Source organism: Microbacterium sp. UBA3486, from assembly GCF_002377845.1.
GTDB classification, from domain to species: Bacteria; Actinomycetota; Actinomycetes; order Actinomycetales; family Microbacteriaceae; genus Microbacterium; species Microbacterium maritypicum_A.
Map to the genome: position 1 here is coordinate 1 of NZ_DFQP01000086.1, position 15203 is coordinate 15203.

A 15203-nucleotide genomic window follows, 5' to 3' on the forward strand; every position below is an offset into this window, starting at 1 on the left:
CGCCGCCGAGATGGCCGCCCGCGCCGCCGGCGACAGCTCCGGGGGCGCGGCCGCCGCCCGCTCGAAAGCGCGGGCGGGCACCTGCGCACGCATCCTGACCCACCATTCCTGGAACGACACGATCCGATCGTCGGTGACGGGGAGGATCGCGACCGGGATCCGCCACCGCGCGCACAGGATCGCCGTGACCTGCGTCAGCGTGCGGCCCTCGGCAAGCAGCAGAGTCCGTGCCAGATGCGTCGCGATGTCGAGATCGCCGACGGTAAACCAGGGCGTGCCCATTCCGTGCGCGGCCAGATCGCGTGAGACCGTCTGCGTGTCTCCGAGGCGCCCCCAGCCGCGCTCGTCGTCGCCGACGCGCGCCAGTCGATACATCATGGTGTCGAGATCGGGGCAGAAATTATATTGTCATAATAAGTGGACGCTCACACGAACACGGCGACCCAGGAGAGCACGACCAACAGCCCCGGGATCAACGCGACGAAGAGCCGGCGCGGTCGATGGTTGCGAATGGCCAGGACGGTCATCCAGATCACGAAGGCCGTGGCGACGCACGCCAGGATGGTCGTGATCCAGCCCGTCTGGTATGTCAGCGCCCCGCCGGAGAGACTCTCCCATTGGCAGTATCTGCCGGCGGGGAAAGCCGTCTTGTGGCCTTCGACCAGCGATGTCGCCCCCTGAGTCACGACGTCCGGCGGCACAGGTCCGGTGATGCAGGCGTACTCGGCGTTCCCGCCGACACTGAAGTACTGGAAAACGGGCATCGCCAGAACGGGCAGCACACCCAAGCAGGCGAAGATGAAGAACACGAGGGAGCTCCCGGACGTCGTGGTCCGGGAGCTCCGCTCAGGTTGCTGATTGGTCATGTGGCTCGACGTTACTAGCAGTAGCTCGACACGAGCCCGAAGCCGTAGTCAAGCGACGACCAGCACTTCGGCGGGGCGGTCCAGCCAACGGAGGACTGCTCACTCAAGGTGAGCCGGTTGCCCGATGTCGATTCGCTGAGGCCCATGCAGTCCGTGAGGGACAGCCACGGCTGAAGGACACATCCGGTCGCGTTGACCGACTGCACCAGGCCGGAAGAGATGCGTCCGGTGGTGTCGGCACCGCGGAAGGCCATGATCTGCACGGCGACTTCCTGCTGTCCGTTCGGGTACGACGGAATCGCCTGCGGCGTGCGGAAGCCGATCGCCATCGAGTTCCGGTTGCAGTTGTCCCCGAAGTCGTTGTAGTCGGCGTAGGCGTTCACGTCCGAGGCCATGGCTTTCAGACCGGTCCCGGTGTTGACGAGGGCGGCCCACCACTCGTAGTCGTAGTTCTTGGCGAAAGGCTGGTCCTTGTAGCCGGCGGGGCATGCGGCCAGGCCGCGGGATCCTGCCTGATATGCGGGATTGGCGGTGGTGATGTTCACTTCCATCTCGAACCCGTCATCTGCGGACAGGTTGGAGGTCTTCGAGTCCGTGCCGTTCCAGGTGTAGTACTGGTCGAACAAGATGCGCAGCGGGTCTTCTCGCTGGATGATGATGTCGGCGTACTCCGGGAACCAGTTCTTCGCCTGGGGTGGCAGCGACTGGATCCCCATGTCGGACTTCTCGGTGCCGACGTTGGCACGCCGTTCGTCCAACAACGCGTCGATGCGTGCCGGGTCAACGGGATCCGCCACAAAATCGGGACCGGTGCTTTCGATCTCGAGCTCCGCGCTGCGCTTGGCGGCGTAGCGCGCTTCAGCCTGGTCTGCTGGCACCTCGATGATGGCCGCGACGAACTGCGGCTGGGTGCCGTAGCTCTGATCGAAGTTGCGCAGGAAGTCGTCGACCGATGTCTGAGGGTTCGCGCTCAGCTCTCCGATGATCTCAGGGTTCTCGAACCGCCAGGCAACAACGGGATGACCGTCGATCTCCTTCGTCTTCACGGCGTCGGCAGCACTCTGCGTCGCGCTGAAGGGGACCGTGACGCGCGTCACTTCGACGGTGCTCTCGGCCGTGGCCGTTGACGCCACGTCCGTGCCGCGCCCACTTGAGGACTCGTTGGTCGAGGCGTTCGCAGCCAGTGGCATCGCCAGCGATACCGCGAGTAGCGCAGCTGCTCCAGCCGCTGTGATGATCTTGCCTTGTTTCTTCATCTCATTCTTTTCGTGAAGTCGTCCGAGATCGAGACAGATGCAGCCGGCGAGGGTCGAGCCGCTGGGTCTTCGCGGAGAGCGAGGATCGCGCAAGCCAGAGCCGCGAGGAAGCTGACCATCGCGAGCCCCCAGATGAAGACCGCCGACTGGAAGGGGAGGATCATCGCGGCGAGGAGGAGGGCGACGCCCACGAGAGGAAGGATGAGTGTCACGCGCTGCGCGAATGTCTGCGGCATCGTCGTCTTTCTGATCGGGCCGCATCATCGGCGACCAGGCCCTCACCGACGGCGGCGCCCGCGTACATCGTTGCTGTCGCCGCGGTGACGCCTCTAGACATTCGACCGCTTCGTAGCCCCAGGGCTACGACTTCAGATCAGAGGCTGATGACGCCCAGCTCGGTAGCGCGGAGCACGACCTGGAGACGGTTCTCCACGCCCCACAGCTGGTTGATGTGCCGAATGTCGGCCTTCACGGTGCCTTCGGCGTAGTGAAGCTCGTCAGCGATTTCGGCGTTCGAGAGCCCCTTCGCGATCAGCTCGATCACCTGACGTTCCCGGTCGCTGAGCGCGGGGGAGTCGATGGCGCTACCGTCGCTGGCTTCGATGGCCGCTCGGACGAACCGCTCCTGGACTTCGGGGGAGACAACGCGGTCGCCGGCGTGGGCGGCGATGATGGCGTCGATGATCTGTTCGGGGGTGGAGTTCTTCACGAGGTAGCCGCAGGCTCCGGCTCGCAGCACTTCGAGGGCGCGCCATTCGGTGGTGAAGGTCGTCAGGGCCACCACTCGGCATCGAGGATTCCACCCCAAGACAAGTCGGGTCGCTTCGACCCCACTGAGCTCGCGCATCCGAATGTCCATGAGGACGACGTCGGGGTTGCCTGTCTTGCAGGCCACGACCGCTTCGGAGCCGTCCGTCGCTTCGCCCACGAGCGTGACTCGATCATCATCATCGATGAATGCGCGAAGGGCGTGCCTCACCAGGGGATCGTCGTCGACGACCACTACGCGCACGGTTGCACTCACGTCATCACGGTATCGCGGGGCCGTTGGCCGATCTCTAGCCCTGGGGCCATGATTCCGTGACCCGAGGACTCGTAGGGTTGAAGCAAGCATCCATGGTGCCGGCGACCTCCGCGAGGTCAGGCCGATGAAGCACTTGAGCGAAGGAGACCAGCGTGGGACTCGTCAACAACTACGGCATCGAAACACTCGTGCGTGTCATGGACGCCACGACCTACGACCTGGGCGACTGGCTCTGCCAGATCATGGGTATCTGTGCCTGAAGGCCGTCTGGCTTCCAGCACGAATCGGGAATCTACTCTGGCTGCACGGACTTCCATCGCGAGGATGCTGCGCTCTCCACGATTCTGGGAGCAGCGCTCTCTTCATCCCGTTGCGCGACTCGTTCTCGTCCTGGTCGTAGGTGTGCTGTTTCTGGTCGCCATCGGTTTCATCGTGGCAGGCGGGAAGTTCACGCGGTACGACCTTCTCGCCGTCGCGTTCTACGCGGGGCTCGCAGCGTTCGCGTGGCACCCGATGACTGCAGCGTTCATCGTCATGCTCATCAGCAGCGTCGGTGTCGTCTTCACAGAGAGCGGCGGCGACCTGCTTGAGCTCGCAATCGCGCTCAGCCTGGTGGCTGTGACCTGCGCGCCGTGGGTCATCGTGGCGCACGTCGTGCTGCTGGGCTTGCTGACGACATTCATCGCAGTGGACACCTCGACCCTGGCGACGGGCGGAGTGTTCGGCATAGTGGGCATCGCGGCGATCGCCTTCCTCGTCGGGGTTGCGTTCCGGCTGGTGGCTGCCCGAGAAACAGTCCTCGTCGCTGAACGTGCTCGAGTGGCCCAGAACCTTGCGGCGATCGCACGGGAGGACCAGGAGCAGATCGCCGACGAGCTTCACGACGGGATCGCGCATGACCTCACGCTCATCCTGTTCCACGCGCGGGCGCTACCTCGACAGCCGGACCAGGCTGCGCGAGAGGTCTCGCTCACAACGATCGAGGAATCGGCCGAGCAGGCGCTCCACAGCATCCACTCGCTGCTCTCCCTGATGCGCGACACCGCGACGGAAGGGCCAGAGACCCGCTCAAGCCGGTACGACGGCAGCGCGGTCGAAGCAGTCAACTCGCTCGGCGATCTCTTGCGCGACGCTGGGGTCCAGACGAAAATCGCCGTACCCAGTGCGCCGCTGGAGGTGGCGCCGGCGGCCGAGCAGGTCCTCATTGAGACCGCGATCGAAGCGGTCATGAACATCATCAAGCACTCCCCGAAGTCCAAGACGGCAAGCATCGAGATCCACGACGGAAACGACCGCGTGGAGTTGATCGTGGAGAACGCCGGCTCCTCGTCCGCGAGTAGCGCGAATCCCGCACCGGGCGGGCGGGGTCTCAGGAGAGCGCGGCAGCGCCTCGAACAGATCGATGGGCAGCTGGAATCTGGGCCTACTTCCGCTGGGTGGATGCTTCGGGCGTCCGTACCGAGGTGAGCAGAAGTCGCTCGAATGAAAGCTCCCGAATGGGCTGCATGGTGGTCTCCAATGAGAGACGGATCAAGACCTTCGCTTGATCGATAGTCCCAGGGCCATGGATGCGCTTTCGGGCCTGAAATCCCTGACGATGAGTGACGAGCCCGACATAGAGTCGGCCGGGCGTTCTACGGAAACTCACTCTTCGACCATTGGAGGAAAAGTGCGGGAATTGACTATCGGATCCACCGAGATCTCGGATCGCTCAGCGGCGTATGTCATTGCTGAAATCGGGCACAACCACGGTGGGGACCTCGAGGCGGCGAAGAAGTTGTTCACGGCGGCAGCTGAGGCCGGCGCATCCGCGGTGAAGCTACAGAAGCGGGACAACCGTCAGCTCTTCACGAAGGAGATGCTCGAGAAGCCGTACAGCGGGCGCAACAGCCACGGTGCGACGTACGGCGAGCACCGTGAGGCGTTGGAGTTCGGCGAGAGCGAGTACCGGGAACTCGCCGCATTCGCAGCAGACCTCGACATCGACTTCTTCACGACCGCCTTCGACAATCCGAGTCTCGATTTCATCGTGCGGTTGGGACTGCCTGCGATCAAGATCGCATCCGGCGACCTGACCAATTCCCCGCTGCTGGAGGCGGCTGGCCGCACCGGCATCCCGGTGATCGTGAGTTCGGGTGGTGCGAACCTGTCCGATGTCGTGACTGCCGTCGGCGTGCTCGATGGGGTGGGTGCGCGATTCGCTTTGCTCCAGTGCACGGCGACGTATCCCGCGCAGGCGGAGCAGCTCAACCTGCAGGTGATCGACACCTACCGCCGGCTGTTCCCGGACACGGTGATCGGCTATTCCGGCCATGATGTGCTGGCAACCGTGCCGGTGGCGGCGTATGCGTTGGGGGCGCGGATCGTCGAGCGCCACTTCACCCTCGACAAGGGCGCACCGGGGAGTGACCACCATTTCTCGCAGACACCGGCGGAGATGGCAGCGATGGTCGAGGATCTCGCCACAGCGCGTGCCGCGCTCGGTTCCCCTGTGAAGCGACAGATTCCCGAGGAGGCTCCGGCGCTGGCGAAGATGTCCAAGACCCTCGTCATCCAGGGCAGCCACTCCGCAGGAACCATCGTCGAGCACGACATGCTCGCCGCGAAGACCTCAGGTCGCCCGGGCATCCGCCCAGCTGCCCTCGACGAGGTTCTTGGCGCCCGGCTGGCTCGAGATGTGGACGACGAACACGTGCTGAGGTTGTCGGACCTCGTCGACGCACCGCTGTGACCTTCGGCAGGCCGGTCGCGCTCATCACGGGCGCGGCCGGCGGCCTCGGAGGCGGCATGTGCAGAGCGTTGATGGCGGACGGATGGACCGTTCTCGCCCATGTCCGGCGCGAGGAGCAAGGTCGCGAGCTCGCAGACGCCGGCGCCAACATCGTGACAGCCGACCTGGACTCTCGCGTGGGAGTTGAGGACCTGATCGGGCAGGTACAGAGCGCCACTGGGCGGCTCGACGCACTGGTCAACAACGCAGCCCTCGGTTACGGACCACCAGACGCCGTTCGCGAGGAGACGACCGACGGTTTCGAATCGCGGCTCGCGGTCAACGTTCTGGCACCTTTGACGATGGTGCACGGTCTCGGCCACCTGCTTTCGAGAGGTGGGCAGGTCGTCAACCTGGCATCGACGAATCAGGAACTCGTCGAAGACGGAGACCTCCAACTGACCGCTGAGTGGACGCGGGAGCGTTCGTATCGGCAGTCGAAGGCTCTTGTGCTTGTCCTCACGGAGGTCTACGCCCGGCAATGGGCGGCGCGGGGTATCGCCGTGAACGCGATCCATCCCGGTACGCGGTTGCCGACGAAGATCGTGCTCGAGAGTGGCACTGAGCCGATTGGTTCGCTCGAGCTCGGAATCGACACCTGTGTCGATCAGCTCCTCACACCCCAATCCCGTACTGGACAATTCATTCGCGCCGGCGAGGAACCTCTCGATCTCGATACGTTGTACCCCGACCGCTCGAGGAATGACGACCTCGTCGAGCGACTGGAGGGGCTTGTCGTATGACGCTGAGCATTCGCGCATGGGTATCGGTTCGGTTCTTGACCTTCTACGTCAGCTGGGCGGTCTTCCAGTCGTATTGGGGGCTCTGGCTTGCCGAACGTGGCTTCTCCCTTTCCGAGATCGGCACGGCGGTCGCCTGCTCGTTGATGGCGCGCACGCTGACCGTCGCGGTGATCTACCCGGCGCTCAATCGCCATGCGACTCTGCTGCGACTGAGCAGGATCGTCCCGTGGGTGATCACTGCGGCCGCGATTCCCTACCTCTTCGTCGTCGGGTTCCCGATGCTGCTCGCGGTGTCGATCGTCTTCGGGCTGATCTACCCGATCATGCTGCCGCTGAACGAGACAGTCGCCACCGTCGCTGCCCGGCAACAGTTACTTCCGTACGGGCCGACGCGCGCACTGGGCTCCGCCGGTTTCATGGTCGGCACGCTGATCGCGGGGTGGCTGAGCTCCGCACTGGGCCCAGAAGTACTCGTCTATGCCCTGATCGGATCATGCCTGCTGGCAGCGGTCATCGGCATCATCCACCCCCGCGAGGCTGAGGCTCTTTCGGTGCGGGGATCCGGCACCCGAGGGTTCGCCAACCTGTTCCACGATCGGGCGTTCCTCGCATGTCTTGCGATAGCGATCCTCGTGCAGGGCTCACATGCGGCCTATTACAGCTTCGGAGCCATCCGCGCGGGGGAGATCACGACGCCCTTGATGGTGCCATTCCTCCTCGTGCTCGCGCCGTTGAGCGAGTTCATCTTGTTCTCGCTTGCACGTCGTCGTTTCGAGGGCTTCGGGTATCGAACGCTCTTCGCCCTCGGCGCGATCGTCGCCGCAGTGCGGTGGGTCCTCCTCGCCTTCGCGGGGAACTGGCTCGTCTTCGCCCTCTCGCAGGTACTCCATGCGGGTTCCTACGCGACGACGCATATCGCCTTCACCATGTACGTCCGTGATCGCGTCGCGATCGAGGACCAGTCTGCGGCGCAGGGACTGTACGCCTCGTTGGCCATGGGACTCGGCACGGCAGTCCTGACCTTCGTTGCTGGGTTACAGGTCGGCGCCAGCTTCACCACCGCGCTGCTCTCGATGGCTGTCGCTGCCCTCGCCAGCCTCCTCTTCCTCCCGATGATCCGAACCGACCGAAAGGCCATGTCATGACGCTCGACCTCACCGGCGCCAACACCCTCCTCGTCACCCCCTTCCGTGCGGATGGAACGCTCGACGATCGCTCGCTCGAACGGCTCATCAACCATGTCATCGATGGTGGAGCGCGCGGCATCATCCTCCTCGGCTCCACGGGGGAGTTCTTCGGCCTGACGCACGAGGAGCGACTCCGCGTCATTCGCAGCGGCGTCGCCTACGTCGATCAGCGTGTGCCGGTCACTGTTGGCGTCGGAAGCGACGGTGCGGCAGAGTCGATTGAGCTGAGCGCAGCGGCCGAGTCTGCGGGTGCGGACTGCATCATGGTCATCCCACCCATCTACTTCGACACCAGCGCCGCAGCGCAGCTCGCCCACTATACGGCTGTGGCGGCATCCACCGAGTTGGACGTGATGTTGTATGACGGGTCCAACGGGATTCGTCTCGACCCGGAGGTTCTTCGTCGAGCACACGACACGGCACCCAACATCAGGTACGCGAAGATCGCGACCGCCGACCCTGCACTCTTTGAGGCTTACCGCGATGCCGCACCGGCGGTGACGACGATCGTCGGAGAGGACATGATGCTGTTCCAGGGACTCCGCGCGGGCGGACGAGGCTCTGCCACAGCGATCGGCAACATCCTCCCGCGTGAGATCGCTGCGCTCCACGACGCCTTCGAGAATGGCCACGTAGATGCCGCATACGAGATCGCAACGCGGCTCTCCCCGGTCACGATGTATCTCTCGATCCCCAAAGGCGGGTTCATCGCCAAGTTCAAGCAAATCCTCGCCCTTCAGGGCGTCATCGAGTCAGACCACGTGCGAGCACCCCTGCGCGCGCTGACAGACGAACAGAAATCAGAGCTCACCCACGACGTGCTGCCCCTGCTGGCGCGCTGATGGTGGACCAGGTCGACGGGGTGCTCTTCGATCTCGATGACACCCTTCTGAACCACTCAGGGGCGGCCGACCGCGCCTTCGTACAGTGGGCGACCGAGGAGCACATCGACCCGAACGAGCGGAACCGGAAGCTCTGGCGGGAAGCCGAGGATCGCTTCCCGCCAGCACCACACCGTGGAGTGACCATGGAAGAGACGAGGTCGCTCAGGATGGGGAACTTCCTCTCCCGAGCTGTCCCTGACCGACCAGTCAGCGAGCCGGACGACCTTGCGAAGAAATACGCCGCTTACCTGACCTGTTACGAGGACAGCTGGGAGCTCTACAGCGACACTCTCGATTGCGTCCGGCGACTCCGCGAGCGCTTCCGCGTCGGGATCCTCACCAACGGCGCATCTCTGATGCAACGCCGCAAGCTCGACCACACGGGCCTTGGCGCGGCAGTTGATCTCGTGGTGGTCTCGGAGGAGATCGGCTATGCGAAGCCTGCGCCCGAGGCGTTTACGATGTCGTGCGAACGACTGGGTGTCTCCGCTGGGTGCGTGCTCTACGTGGGAGACAACCCGCGCATCGATATCGAAGGGGCCGTGGGAGCGGGCCTACAGGCCGCCTTGATCATTCGAGACGCTCCACGAGGGGAGCGCGCCCTCGAAGAACTGACGATGCTAATGCTTGCGAAGCCGCGCTAACACGTGCGATCTGAAGGGCACGGGCATCACGTTCGAGACTGGATGACCGTCGATCGTGGTAGCCCCGGCGGCTCTACGAGGCTAGGGTCGTTCGGGGAGTGAGAGGTCGCAAAGGGGCGGTCTCTCGAAATGCTCCGACAGGCTGGCGGACGCTGTGGCGTCTCGTCTTGGCGGCCTGCCAGCCGACCAGCTCATGGTCGCAGACACTCGTGACGAGATGTTCCTTGCTGCCGTCGAGGGCATGTTCATCGTTGGTCTGGTCGCCGCTGTCTTCGGGATCGTCGTCTTCCACGTCGCTCTGGGAGAGAGCCTGCGAGCTAACCCCACAGAACAGATCCCGATGGGGAGACGCCCGAAGGTGTCGCCGCGCGGGTCGGTCCAGCTGCGGGCACTGGGTGCCGGCCTAATCGTCTTAGGTGCCGTGCTGATGCGTACCGCTGGGTGGCACTGGACCGCGATGGTACTGCTCGCTGGCCCTGTCGCCGCACTCGTCGCGATCGGTCTGCACAACAGAAGGGTCAGTCGCGGCGCTTCATGATCTTGTCGACGCCGACGAGACCGGCGAGCTTCACGGCATCTCTGCCACCGATGATCCGGTTCAGCATGAACTTCTGCGGGAACCGGTCGAGCAGGGGGTTCTCTCCGTCGAACGATCTCGCGGTCTTGGCGGCGAAGATGCGGGTGGTGTCGAGGGCGCTGAAGCTGTCGATCGAGATGATCGAGTTCTCGGGATCACCCCAGACCAATCGGTCGAGCGACTTCGTCCCGGCCCAGTGCTGCTTGATGCGCGCCGTGATGCCGCCCGGGTGATCGGTGGCGCCGACATAGGCCTGGCGGTACTCGTCGAGTGCCATGACGTAGAGCCCTCGGACGCCGTCCCACTGAGTGAGGTCGGTGACCTCGACCATGCCGCGCTGGCTCTTGACCGCAAGCTGCACGGCTTGTTCGAACTCGGCGCGATCGAGCGAGGCGAAGTGGGCCATGTTGAGGTCGAAGTTCTCCAGTGCATAGGCGTGGAGCGCCGCACACCATTCGTCGGTGTAGACGCGGTGCTGTGCGTCTTCGTACCGCTCGTCGAGAACGTCCCAGAGCTCAGGGTCTTCCTCTCGGAACCAGGGGGTGAGAGATGAGCGCTTGTTGATCCGGGCGTAGGTCTCGCGCGTCATGCGCAGGCCGAGTTCTCGACTGCCACGGATTTTCAGGCCGAAGTGCTCGGCTCTGTCGATCGCGGGCGCGAGCCTCTCCTGCATCGACGGGATCGCCACGCTGACGCCCCAGACTTTCCGGGCCAACCTCGTCTGCCAGCGATGCCAGACGAGCCTGTGGCCGGAGTCGACCAGCGCCTGCAGGGTCGCATTCGCGTCTGCTCCGATCGCGACGTCGAAGATGCGCGTGGGATCGAACTCGTCCTGCTGGCCCTCGGGGATGAGGCCTGTCTCGTCGAGATCCCAGGGGTCGGCGTCGCGCACGAGGAAGCCATACTCCGTCAGTTCGCGTCGCAGCTCGGATGCCTGCTGGACTGATGGTGCCCACACATGCGTCGCGCGCGGCGTGCTGGTGATCTTCAAGTCCATGACGCTCAGGCCTCGGGTCACCAGCGCGATGCTTCGGCGGCCATCTCCGCTCGAGCGGCAGAGAGCCGAGCGAGCTTGCCGGGGTTCCTGTCCAGGTTGATCGGCGGCGTGAAGCGCACGATCACCGCGGTCTCGACCTCTTTCAGCGGCACGGGCATGTCCGCCGGCGCCGGCCACACTGCGAGAGTCAGCCGCGCATGCATCCATTCGTTGAGCCTGGCGTCACCGCCGTCCGCGAGGGCGTAGTTGGGGAAGCGCTCGGGACGGACGAGGTTGCGCGGCACGGCATGCAGATCGAGCGGCTCCCGCAGGAGAGCGGCGAACGAACGCCGGACGGTCGATCCACCGGTGCGCGGGGCGGACCTCGGGTTCGTAGCGAAGTGGCCGTTCAGGTCACGGGAGACCAGGCTCTTCTCGGCCTTGCCGATGTAGAGCGGTGCGTCTGGCGCAGGCTCTTGCTGGAGGTCCCGCCACGCCTGATCATCGCCGTAGATGGCGTACAGGCCCGGACGGGCAGGAACATGACGCACGGCATCCGTGATCGCCCAGCGCTCTCCGGTGAGCGCGGCGACGGCGGCCGCGGTCAGTTCCTCCAGCGCGGGCGCACTGATCATGCCAGTGACTCTACTTGTGACGCGCGAGAGTATCGGGTCGTCTCACTCGTCGAGACCCCAGGAAATGAAGGACCGGACGGCGTCCGCTACTGCGCTGTGCCGGTCTTCGCGGATCGCGGTGATTGGAGTGTCCTCGTGAAGTAGTGGATTTCCGCCGACAAACCACTGTCGAGCGACCTGTTCTCCGTCGGACGCTACCAGTATCGCCCACTGTCGGTGCGCGAAGGTTAGCCTCCGCGCGGCGTCTGCACGAGGTTCTGGGCCGTCGTCTTTCGCCCAGCGGAACGGCAGCTTGCGATCCTTCGACCCAGCAAGCGCGGCGACCATGGTCGGGCCGAGTGAAGCGTTCAGATCGCGGGCCACCTTGTGGATGCTCATCCTGGTGGTGCGTCGGTGCTGGCTCGAAGGGGTTAGCGCTAGAGTGCGCGAGTCCTCGCGACTGGGTGGATGCGTTGGAACGATCTGATGGTCGGTGTGAGGGACCTCAGCCGAGCAAGTCCACCCCGAACTCGGAGACCACCGTGCGCAGTTCGGCGAGGTAGCGCTGTGCCTGCTCGGTGAGCGGGATGGCCGCGTGCCCGATCCAGCCGATCTCGATGTTCTCGTCGACGTCGAGCGGGATGGCGATGATCTCGGGGTCGAGGTCGTCGCTGATGATGCCCGTCGAGATGGTGTAGCCGTCGAGGCCGATCATCAGGTTGAAGATGGTCGCGCGGTCGGAGACGCGGATGTCCTGGGGGCTGGAGAGGGTGGAGAGGATCTCCTCGGCGAAATAGAAGGAGTTGTTCGCGCCCTGGTCGAAGGTGAGCCTCGGCACGTCGGCGAGATCGTCGAGGGTCACGCGATCTCGGGTGGCAAGGGGGTTCTTGCGGGAGATGAAGATGTGCGGCTGTGCGACGAAGAGCGGGTGGAAGGCGAGCCCGGAGTCGCGGAGCAGCTTGTCGATCACGTTGCGGTTGAAGTCGTTCCGGTAGAGGATCCCCAGCTCGCTGCGGAGCGTGCGGACGTCTTCGATGATGTCCCACGTCCGCGTCTCCCGCAGAGAGAACTCGTACTCGGCAGCCGAGGTCGCCTTCACCATCCGCACCAACGCGTCGACAGCGAACGAGTAGTGCTGGGTCGACACTCCGAGCAGGCGTCGCGACGGCGGACGACCGAGGTAGCGCTGTTCGAGGAGCGCGACCTGCTCGACGACCTGCCGGGCGTACCCGAGGAACTCCACACCGTCGGTCGTGAGCGTCACGCCGCGGGCGGAGCGGAGGAGGAGCACGCGCCCCACCCTGCTCTCCAGATCCTTCATCGCCGCCGACATGGTGGGCTGGGCGACGTAGAGCAGGTCGGCGGCGGCGCTGATCGATCCCTCCGCAGCGACCTCGATGTAGTAGGTGAGCTGTTGCAGGGTGATGCCGCTCGAACGCTTGGCCATAGATTCAGCCTATGTCACGGCATAGTTCGCGCGCATTACCCGATGGGCGCCCGCACTCGTCATCATGGAGAAACCCCCGATCGAGGCCGAGCCCGGCCGATCATCCCACCGATTGGCCGCTCATGGCATCCGAATTCACGTTCCGCATCACGACGACCCGTTTCGACGAGGATTACTCGCCCTCCGACGACTCCCGCATCACCACGAACTTCGCCAATCTGGCGCGCGGCGAGCACCGTCAGCAGAACCTCCGCAATGCCCTGACGATGATCGACCGGCGGTTCAACGATCTGGCGCACTGGGACAACCCGAGCCGTGACCGCTACACCCTCGAACTCGAGATCGTCTCGGTCGCGATCCAGTTCGCCACGGAGGGGGAGGATCGGGAGTTCCCTCTTCTCGAGGTGCTGGAGGTGACCATCGTCGACCGGTTGACGGGCACGCGCACCCAGGGGATCGTGGGCAACAACTTCTCGTCGTACATCCGCGACTTCGACTTCAGCGTGCGGTTGCCGGCGGCCAGCGAGGCCGCGGGTGGTTTCGCCGTCCCCGACGACTTCGGCGACCTGCACGGCAAGCTCTTCCAGCACTTCCTCGATTCCGAGGCCTACCGGGAGCGCTTCTCGCTGTCGCCCGTCATCTGCATCAGCGTCTCGACGAGCAAGACGTACCGCCGCACCGAGAACCACCACCCCATCCTCGGTGTCGAGTACGAGCAGAAGGACGGCTCGCTGACCGACGAGTACTTCGGCAAGATGGGCCTCTCGGTCCGGTACTTCATGCCGCGAGGCAGCGTGGCCCCGCTGGCCTTCTACTTCCGCGGGGACCTGCTGAGCGACTACACCAACCTCCAGCTCATCGGCACGATCAGCACGATGGAGACGTTCCAGAAGATCTACCGTCCGGAGATCTACAATGCGAACTCCGAGGCCGCGAGCATCTACCGGCCGACTCTGGAACAGCAGGACTACTCGGTGACCAAGATCGCCTACGACCGCGAGGAGCGCAGCCGGCTCGCGGCCGAGCAGGGGCAGTACGCCGATGCGCACCTCATGACCCCGCACGGTGAGCTGCTTGAGCAGTGGGCCGCCGGCACCTCCGCCGCATCCCTGGTGGCCGTCGGATGACGAACCAGAGATCGTCGATCGTGCGCGAGCTGCTCCCCACCTCGATCGTCGGCAGTCTGCCGAAGCCCTCCTGGCTGGCCGAGCCGGAGACGCTCTGGTCTCCGTGGAAACTGCAGGGCGACGCCTTGATCGAGGGTACGCAGGATGCTCTGCGCATCGCCGTCCAAGAGCAGCGCGAGGCCGGCATCGACATCATCAGCGACGGGGAGCAGACCCGGCAGCACTTCGTCACCACGTTCATCGAGCACCTCACCGGCGTCGACTTCGACCAGCGCGAGACCGTGCGGATCCGCGACCGGTATGACGCCAGCGTGCCGACGGTGGTCGGGGCCGTGAGCCGCGAGAAGTCCGTGTTCGTGGAGGATGCGAAGTTCCTGCGTCAGCAGACCGATCAGCCGATCAAGTGGGCGCTGCCCGGCCCGATGACGATGATCGACACTCTCTACGATCGTCACTACAAGAGCCGAGAGAAGCTGGCGTGGGAGTTCGCGACCATCCTCAACCAGGAGGCGAAGGAGCTCGAAGCAGCCGGGGTCGACATCATCCAGTTCGACGAGCCGGCGTTCAACGTCTTCTTCGACGATGTGCAGGACTGGGGCGTGGCGGTGCTCGAGCGAGCGGCGGAAGGACTGCGCGCGGAGACCGTGGTGCACATCTGCTACGGATACGGGATCAAGGCGAACACCGACTGGAAGGCGACCCTCGGCGCGGAATGGCGGCAGTACGAGAAGTCCTTCCCGCTTCTGCAACGCTCGATCATCGACACCGTCTCACTGGAGAGCCACCACTCGCACGTTCCTCTGGACCTCATCGAGCTCATTCGCGGAAAGAACGTCATGCTCGGGGCCATCGACGTGGCCAGCCCGACCATCGAGACCCCGGACGAGGTCGCCGACACCCTCCGCAACGCCCTCCGATTCGTCGACGCCGACAAGCTCATCCCGAGCACGAACTGCGGCATGGCTCCGGTGTCGCGTGACGTCGCGCGTGGCAAGCTCCGAGCACTCAGCGCGGGAGCCGCCATCCTTCGCGACGAGCTCGTGCCCGCAAGGGTCTGAGGCTCCGGCGAGGAGGCGGCTCCGGCCCGA

16 protein-coding genes and 1 pseudogene are annotated in these 15203 nt (G+C 64.7%); 9 read left to right on the forward strand and 8 right to left on the reverse strand.

Features of this window, described 5'->3' with window-relative positions:
* From B2869_RS13215 to B2869_RS13230, 4 genes and pseudogenes are all read right to left on the reverse strand, one after another.
* Positions 1-387, reverse strand: a pseudogene (locus tag B2869_RS13215) (2-phospho-L-lactate transferase CofD family protein); the annotation flags it as partial.
* Positions 388-425: 38 nt separating this feature from the next.
* Positions 426-866 carry a hypothetical protein gene (locus B2869_RS13220; RefSeq protein ID WP_292767408.1) on the reverse strand — a complete coding sequence of 147 codons (441 nt, stop codon included), beginning with the start codon at positions 864-866 and terminating at the stop codon, positions 426-428.
* Positions 867-880: 14 nt separating this feature from the next.
* Positions 881-2386, reverse strand: a complete 1506-nt coding sequence (locus B2869_RS13225) for a hypothetical protein (RefSeq protein WP_292767411.1) — start codon at positions 2384-2386, stop codon at positions 881-883.
* Positions 2387-2495: 109 nt separating this feature from the next.
* Positions 2496-3146, reverse strand: a complete 651-nt coding sequence (locus tag B2869_RS13230) for a response regulator transcription factor (protein ID WP_292767414.1) — start codon at positions 3144-3146, stop codon at positions 2496-2498.
* A gap of 402 nt (positions 3147-3548) precedes the next feature.
* Between B2869_RS13230 and B2869_RS13235 the strand changes: the two genes are divergently transcribed.
* From B2869_RS13235 to B2869_RS13265, 7 genes are all read left to right on the forward strand, one after another.
* Positions 3549-4613, forward strand: a complete 1065-nt coding sequence (locus B2869_RS13235) for a sensor histidine kinase (RefSeq protein WP_292767417.1) — start codon at positions 3549-3551, stop codon at positions 4611-4613.
* Positions 4614-4710: 97 nt separating this feature from the next.
* The gene (locus tag B2869_RS13240; RefSeq protein WP_292767420.1) at positions 4711-5877 is read left to right on the forward strand and encodes an N-acetylneuraminate synthase family protein; all 1167 of its coding nucleotides are present in this window, start codon (positions 4711-4713) and stop codon (positions 5875-5877) included.
* Entirely contained in the window at positions 5874-6659 is a 786-nt protein-coding gene (locus B2869_RS13245) for an SDR family NAD(P)-dependent oxidoreductase (RefSeq protein ID WP_292767424.1), read from the forward strand. The genes B2869_RS13240 and B2869_RS13245 overlap by 4 nt, the downstream gene beginning before the upstream one ends.
* A gap of 35 nt (positions 6660-6694) precedes the next feature.
* Complete coding sequence (locus tag B2869_RS13250; RefSeq protein ID WP_292767427.1) at positions 6695-7804, forward strand: MFS transporter; 1110 nt, start codon at positions 6695-6697, stop codon at positions 7802-7804.
* The gene (locus B2869_RS13255) at positions 7801-8688 is read left to right on the forward strand and encodes a dihydrodipicolinate synthase family protein (RefSeq protein WP_292767430.1); all 888 of its coding nucleotides are present in this window, start codon (positions 7801-7803) and stop codon (positions 8686-8688) included. Before B2869_RS13250 ends, B2869_RS13255 begins: the two co-directional genes overlap by 4 nt.
* A complete protein-coding gene (locus tag B2869_RS13260) occupies positions 8688-9374 on the forward strand; it encodes an HAD family hydrolase (RefSeq protein WP_292767433.1) in 687 nt (228 codons plus the stop codon). Before B2869_RS13255 ends, B2869_RS13260 begins: the two co-directional genes overlap by 1 nt.
* Positions 9375-9567: 193 nt before the next feature.
* Entirely contained in the window at positions 9568-9912 is a 345-nt protein-coding gene (locus tag B2869_RS13265; protein WP_292767436.1) for a hypothetical protein, read from the forward strand.
* On the opposite strand, the gene B2869_RS13270 is transcribed toward B2869_RS13265, so the two are convergent.
* The 4 genes from B2869_RS13270 to B2869_RS13285 form a co-directional block, all read right to left on the reverse strand.
* Positions 9893-10969, reverse strand: a complete 1077-nt coding sequence (locus B2869_RS13270) for a hypothetical protein (protein WP_292767438.1) — start codon at positions 10967-10969, stop codon at positions 9893-9895. The genes B2869_RS13265 and B2869_RS13270 overlap by 20 nt on opposite strands.
* Positions 10966-11562, reverse strand: a complete 597-nt coding sequence (locus B2869_RS13275; protein ID WP_292767441.1) for a GIY-YIG nuclease family protein — start codon at positions 11560-11562, stop codon at positions 10966-10968. Before B2869_RS13275 ends, B2869_RS13270 begins: the two co-directional genes overlap by 4 nt.
* Before the next feature lie 42 nt (positions 11563-11604).
* Positions 11605-11940: a hypothetical protein gene (locus B2869_RS13280; protein WP_292767444.1), complete on the reverse strand. Its 336-nt coding sequence runs from the start codon at positions 11938-11940 to the stop codon at positions 11605-11607.
* Positions 11941-12046: 106 nt separating this feature from the next.
* A complete protein-coding gene (locus B2869_RS13285) occupies positions 12047-12988 on the reverse strand; it encodes a LysR family transcriptional regulator (RefSeq protein ID WP_292767446.1) in 942 nt (313 codons plus the stop codon).
* A gap of 122 nt (positions 12989-13110) precedes the next feature.
* Between B2869_RS13285 and B2869_RS13290 the strand changes: the two genes are divergently transcribed.
* Both B2869_RS13290 and B2869_RS13295 read left to right on the forward strand, forming a co-directional pair.
* Complete coding sequence (locus tag B2869_RS13290; RefSeq protein ID WP_292767449.1) at positions 13111-14115, forward strand: DUF1852 domain-containing protein; 1005 nt, start codon at positions 13111-13113, stop codon at positions 14113-14115.
* A 20-nt stretch (positions 14116-14135) separates the two neighbouring features.
* On the forward strand, positions 14136-15173 hold the full coding sequence (locus tag B2869_RS13295; protein ID WP_292767611.1) for a methionine synthase: 1038 nt from the start codon (positions 14136-14138) through the stop codon (positions 15171-15173).
* Positions 15174-15203: the final 30 nt, after the last annotated feature.

Excerpts from the sequence above, each read along its gene's own strand:
- B2869_RS13225 (WP_292767411.1), bottom strand. The coding sequence starts at position 2,386 with ATGATGCGGCCCGATCAGAAAGACGACGATGCCGCAGACATTCGCGCA.
- B2869_RS13290 (WP_292767449.1), top strand. The coding sequence starts at position 13,111 with ATGGCATCCGAATTCACGTTCCGCATCACGACGACCCGTTTCGACGAG.
- B2869_RS13220 (WP_292767408.1), bottom strand. The coding sequence starts at position 866 with ATGACCAATCAGCAACCTGAGCGGAGCTCCCGGACCACGACGTCCGGG.
- B2869_RS13240 (WP_292767420.1), top strand. The coding sequence starts at position 4,711 with ATGGATGCGCTTTCGGGCCTGAAATCCCTGACGATGAGTGACGAGCCC.
- B2869_RS13275 (WP_292767441.1), bottom strand. The coding sequence starts at position 11,562 with ATGATCAGTGCGCCCGCGCTGGAGGAACTGACCGCGGCCGCCGTCGCC.
- B2869_RS13285 (WP_292767446.1), bottom strand. The coding sequence starts at position 12,988 with ATGGCCAAGCGTTCGAGCGGCATCACCCTGCAACAGCTCACCTACTAC.
- B2869_RS13280 (WP_292767444.1), bottom strand. The coding sequence starts at position 11,940 with ATGAGCATCCACAAGGTGGCCCGCGATCTGAACGCTTCACTCGGCCCG.
- B2869_RS13265 (WP_292767436.1), top strand. The coding sequence starts at position 9,568 with ATGGTCGCAGACACTCGTGACGAGATGTTCCTTGCTGCCGTCGAGGGC.
- B2869_RS13255 (WP_292767430.1), top strand. The coding sequence starts at position 7,801 with ATGACGCTCGACCTCACCGGCGCCAACACCCTCCTCGTCACCCCCTTC.
- B2869_RS13260 (WP_292767433.1), top strand. The coding sequence starts at position 8,688 with ATGGTGGACCAGGTCGACGGGGTGCTCTTCGATCTCGATGACACCCTT.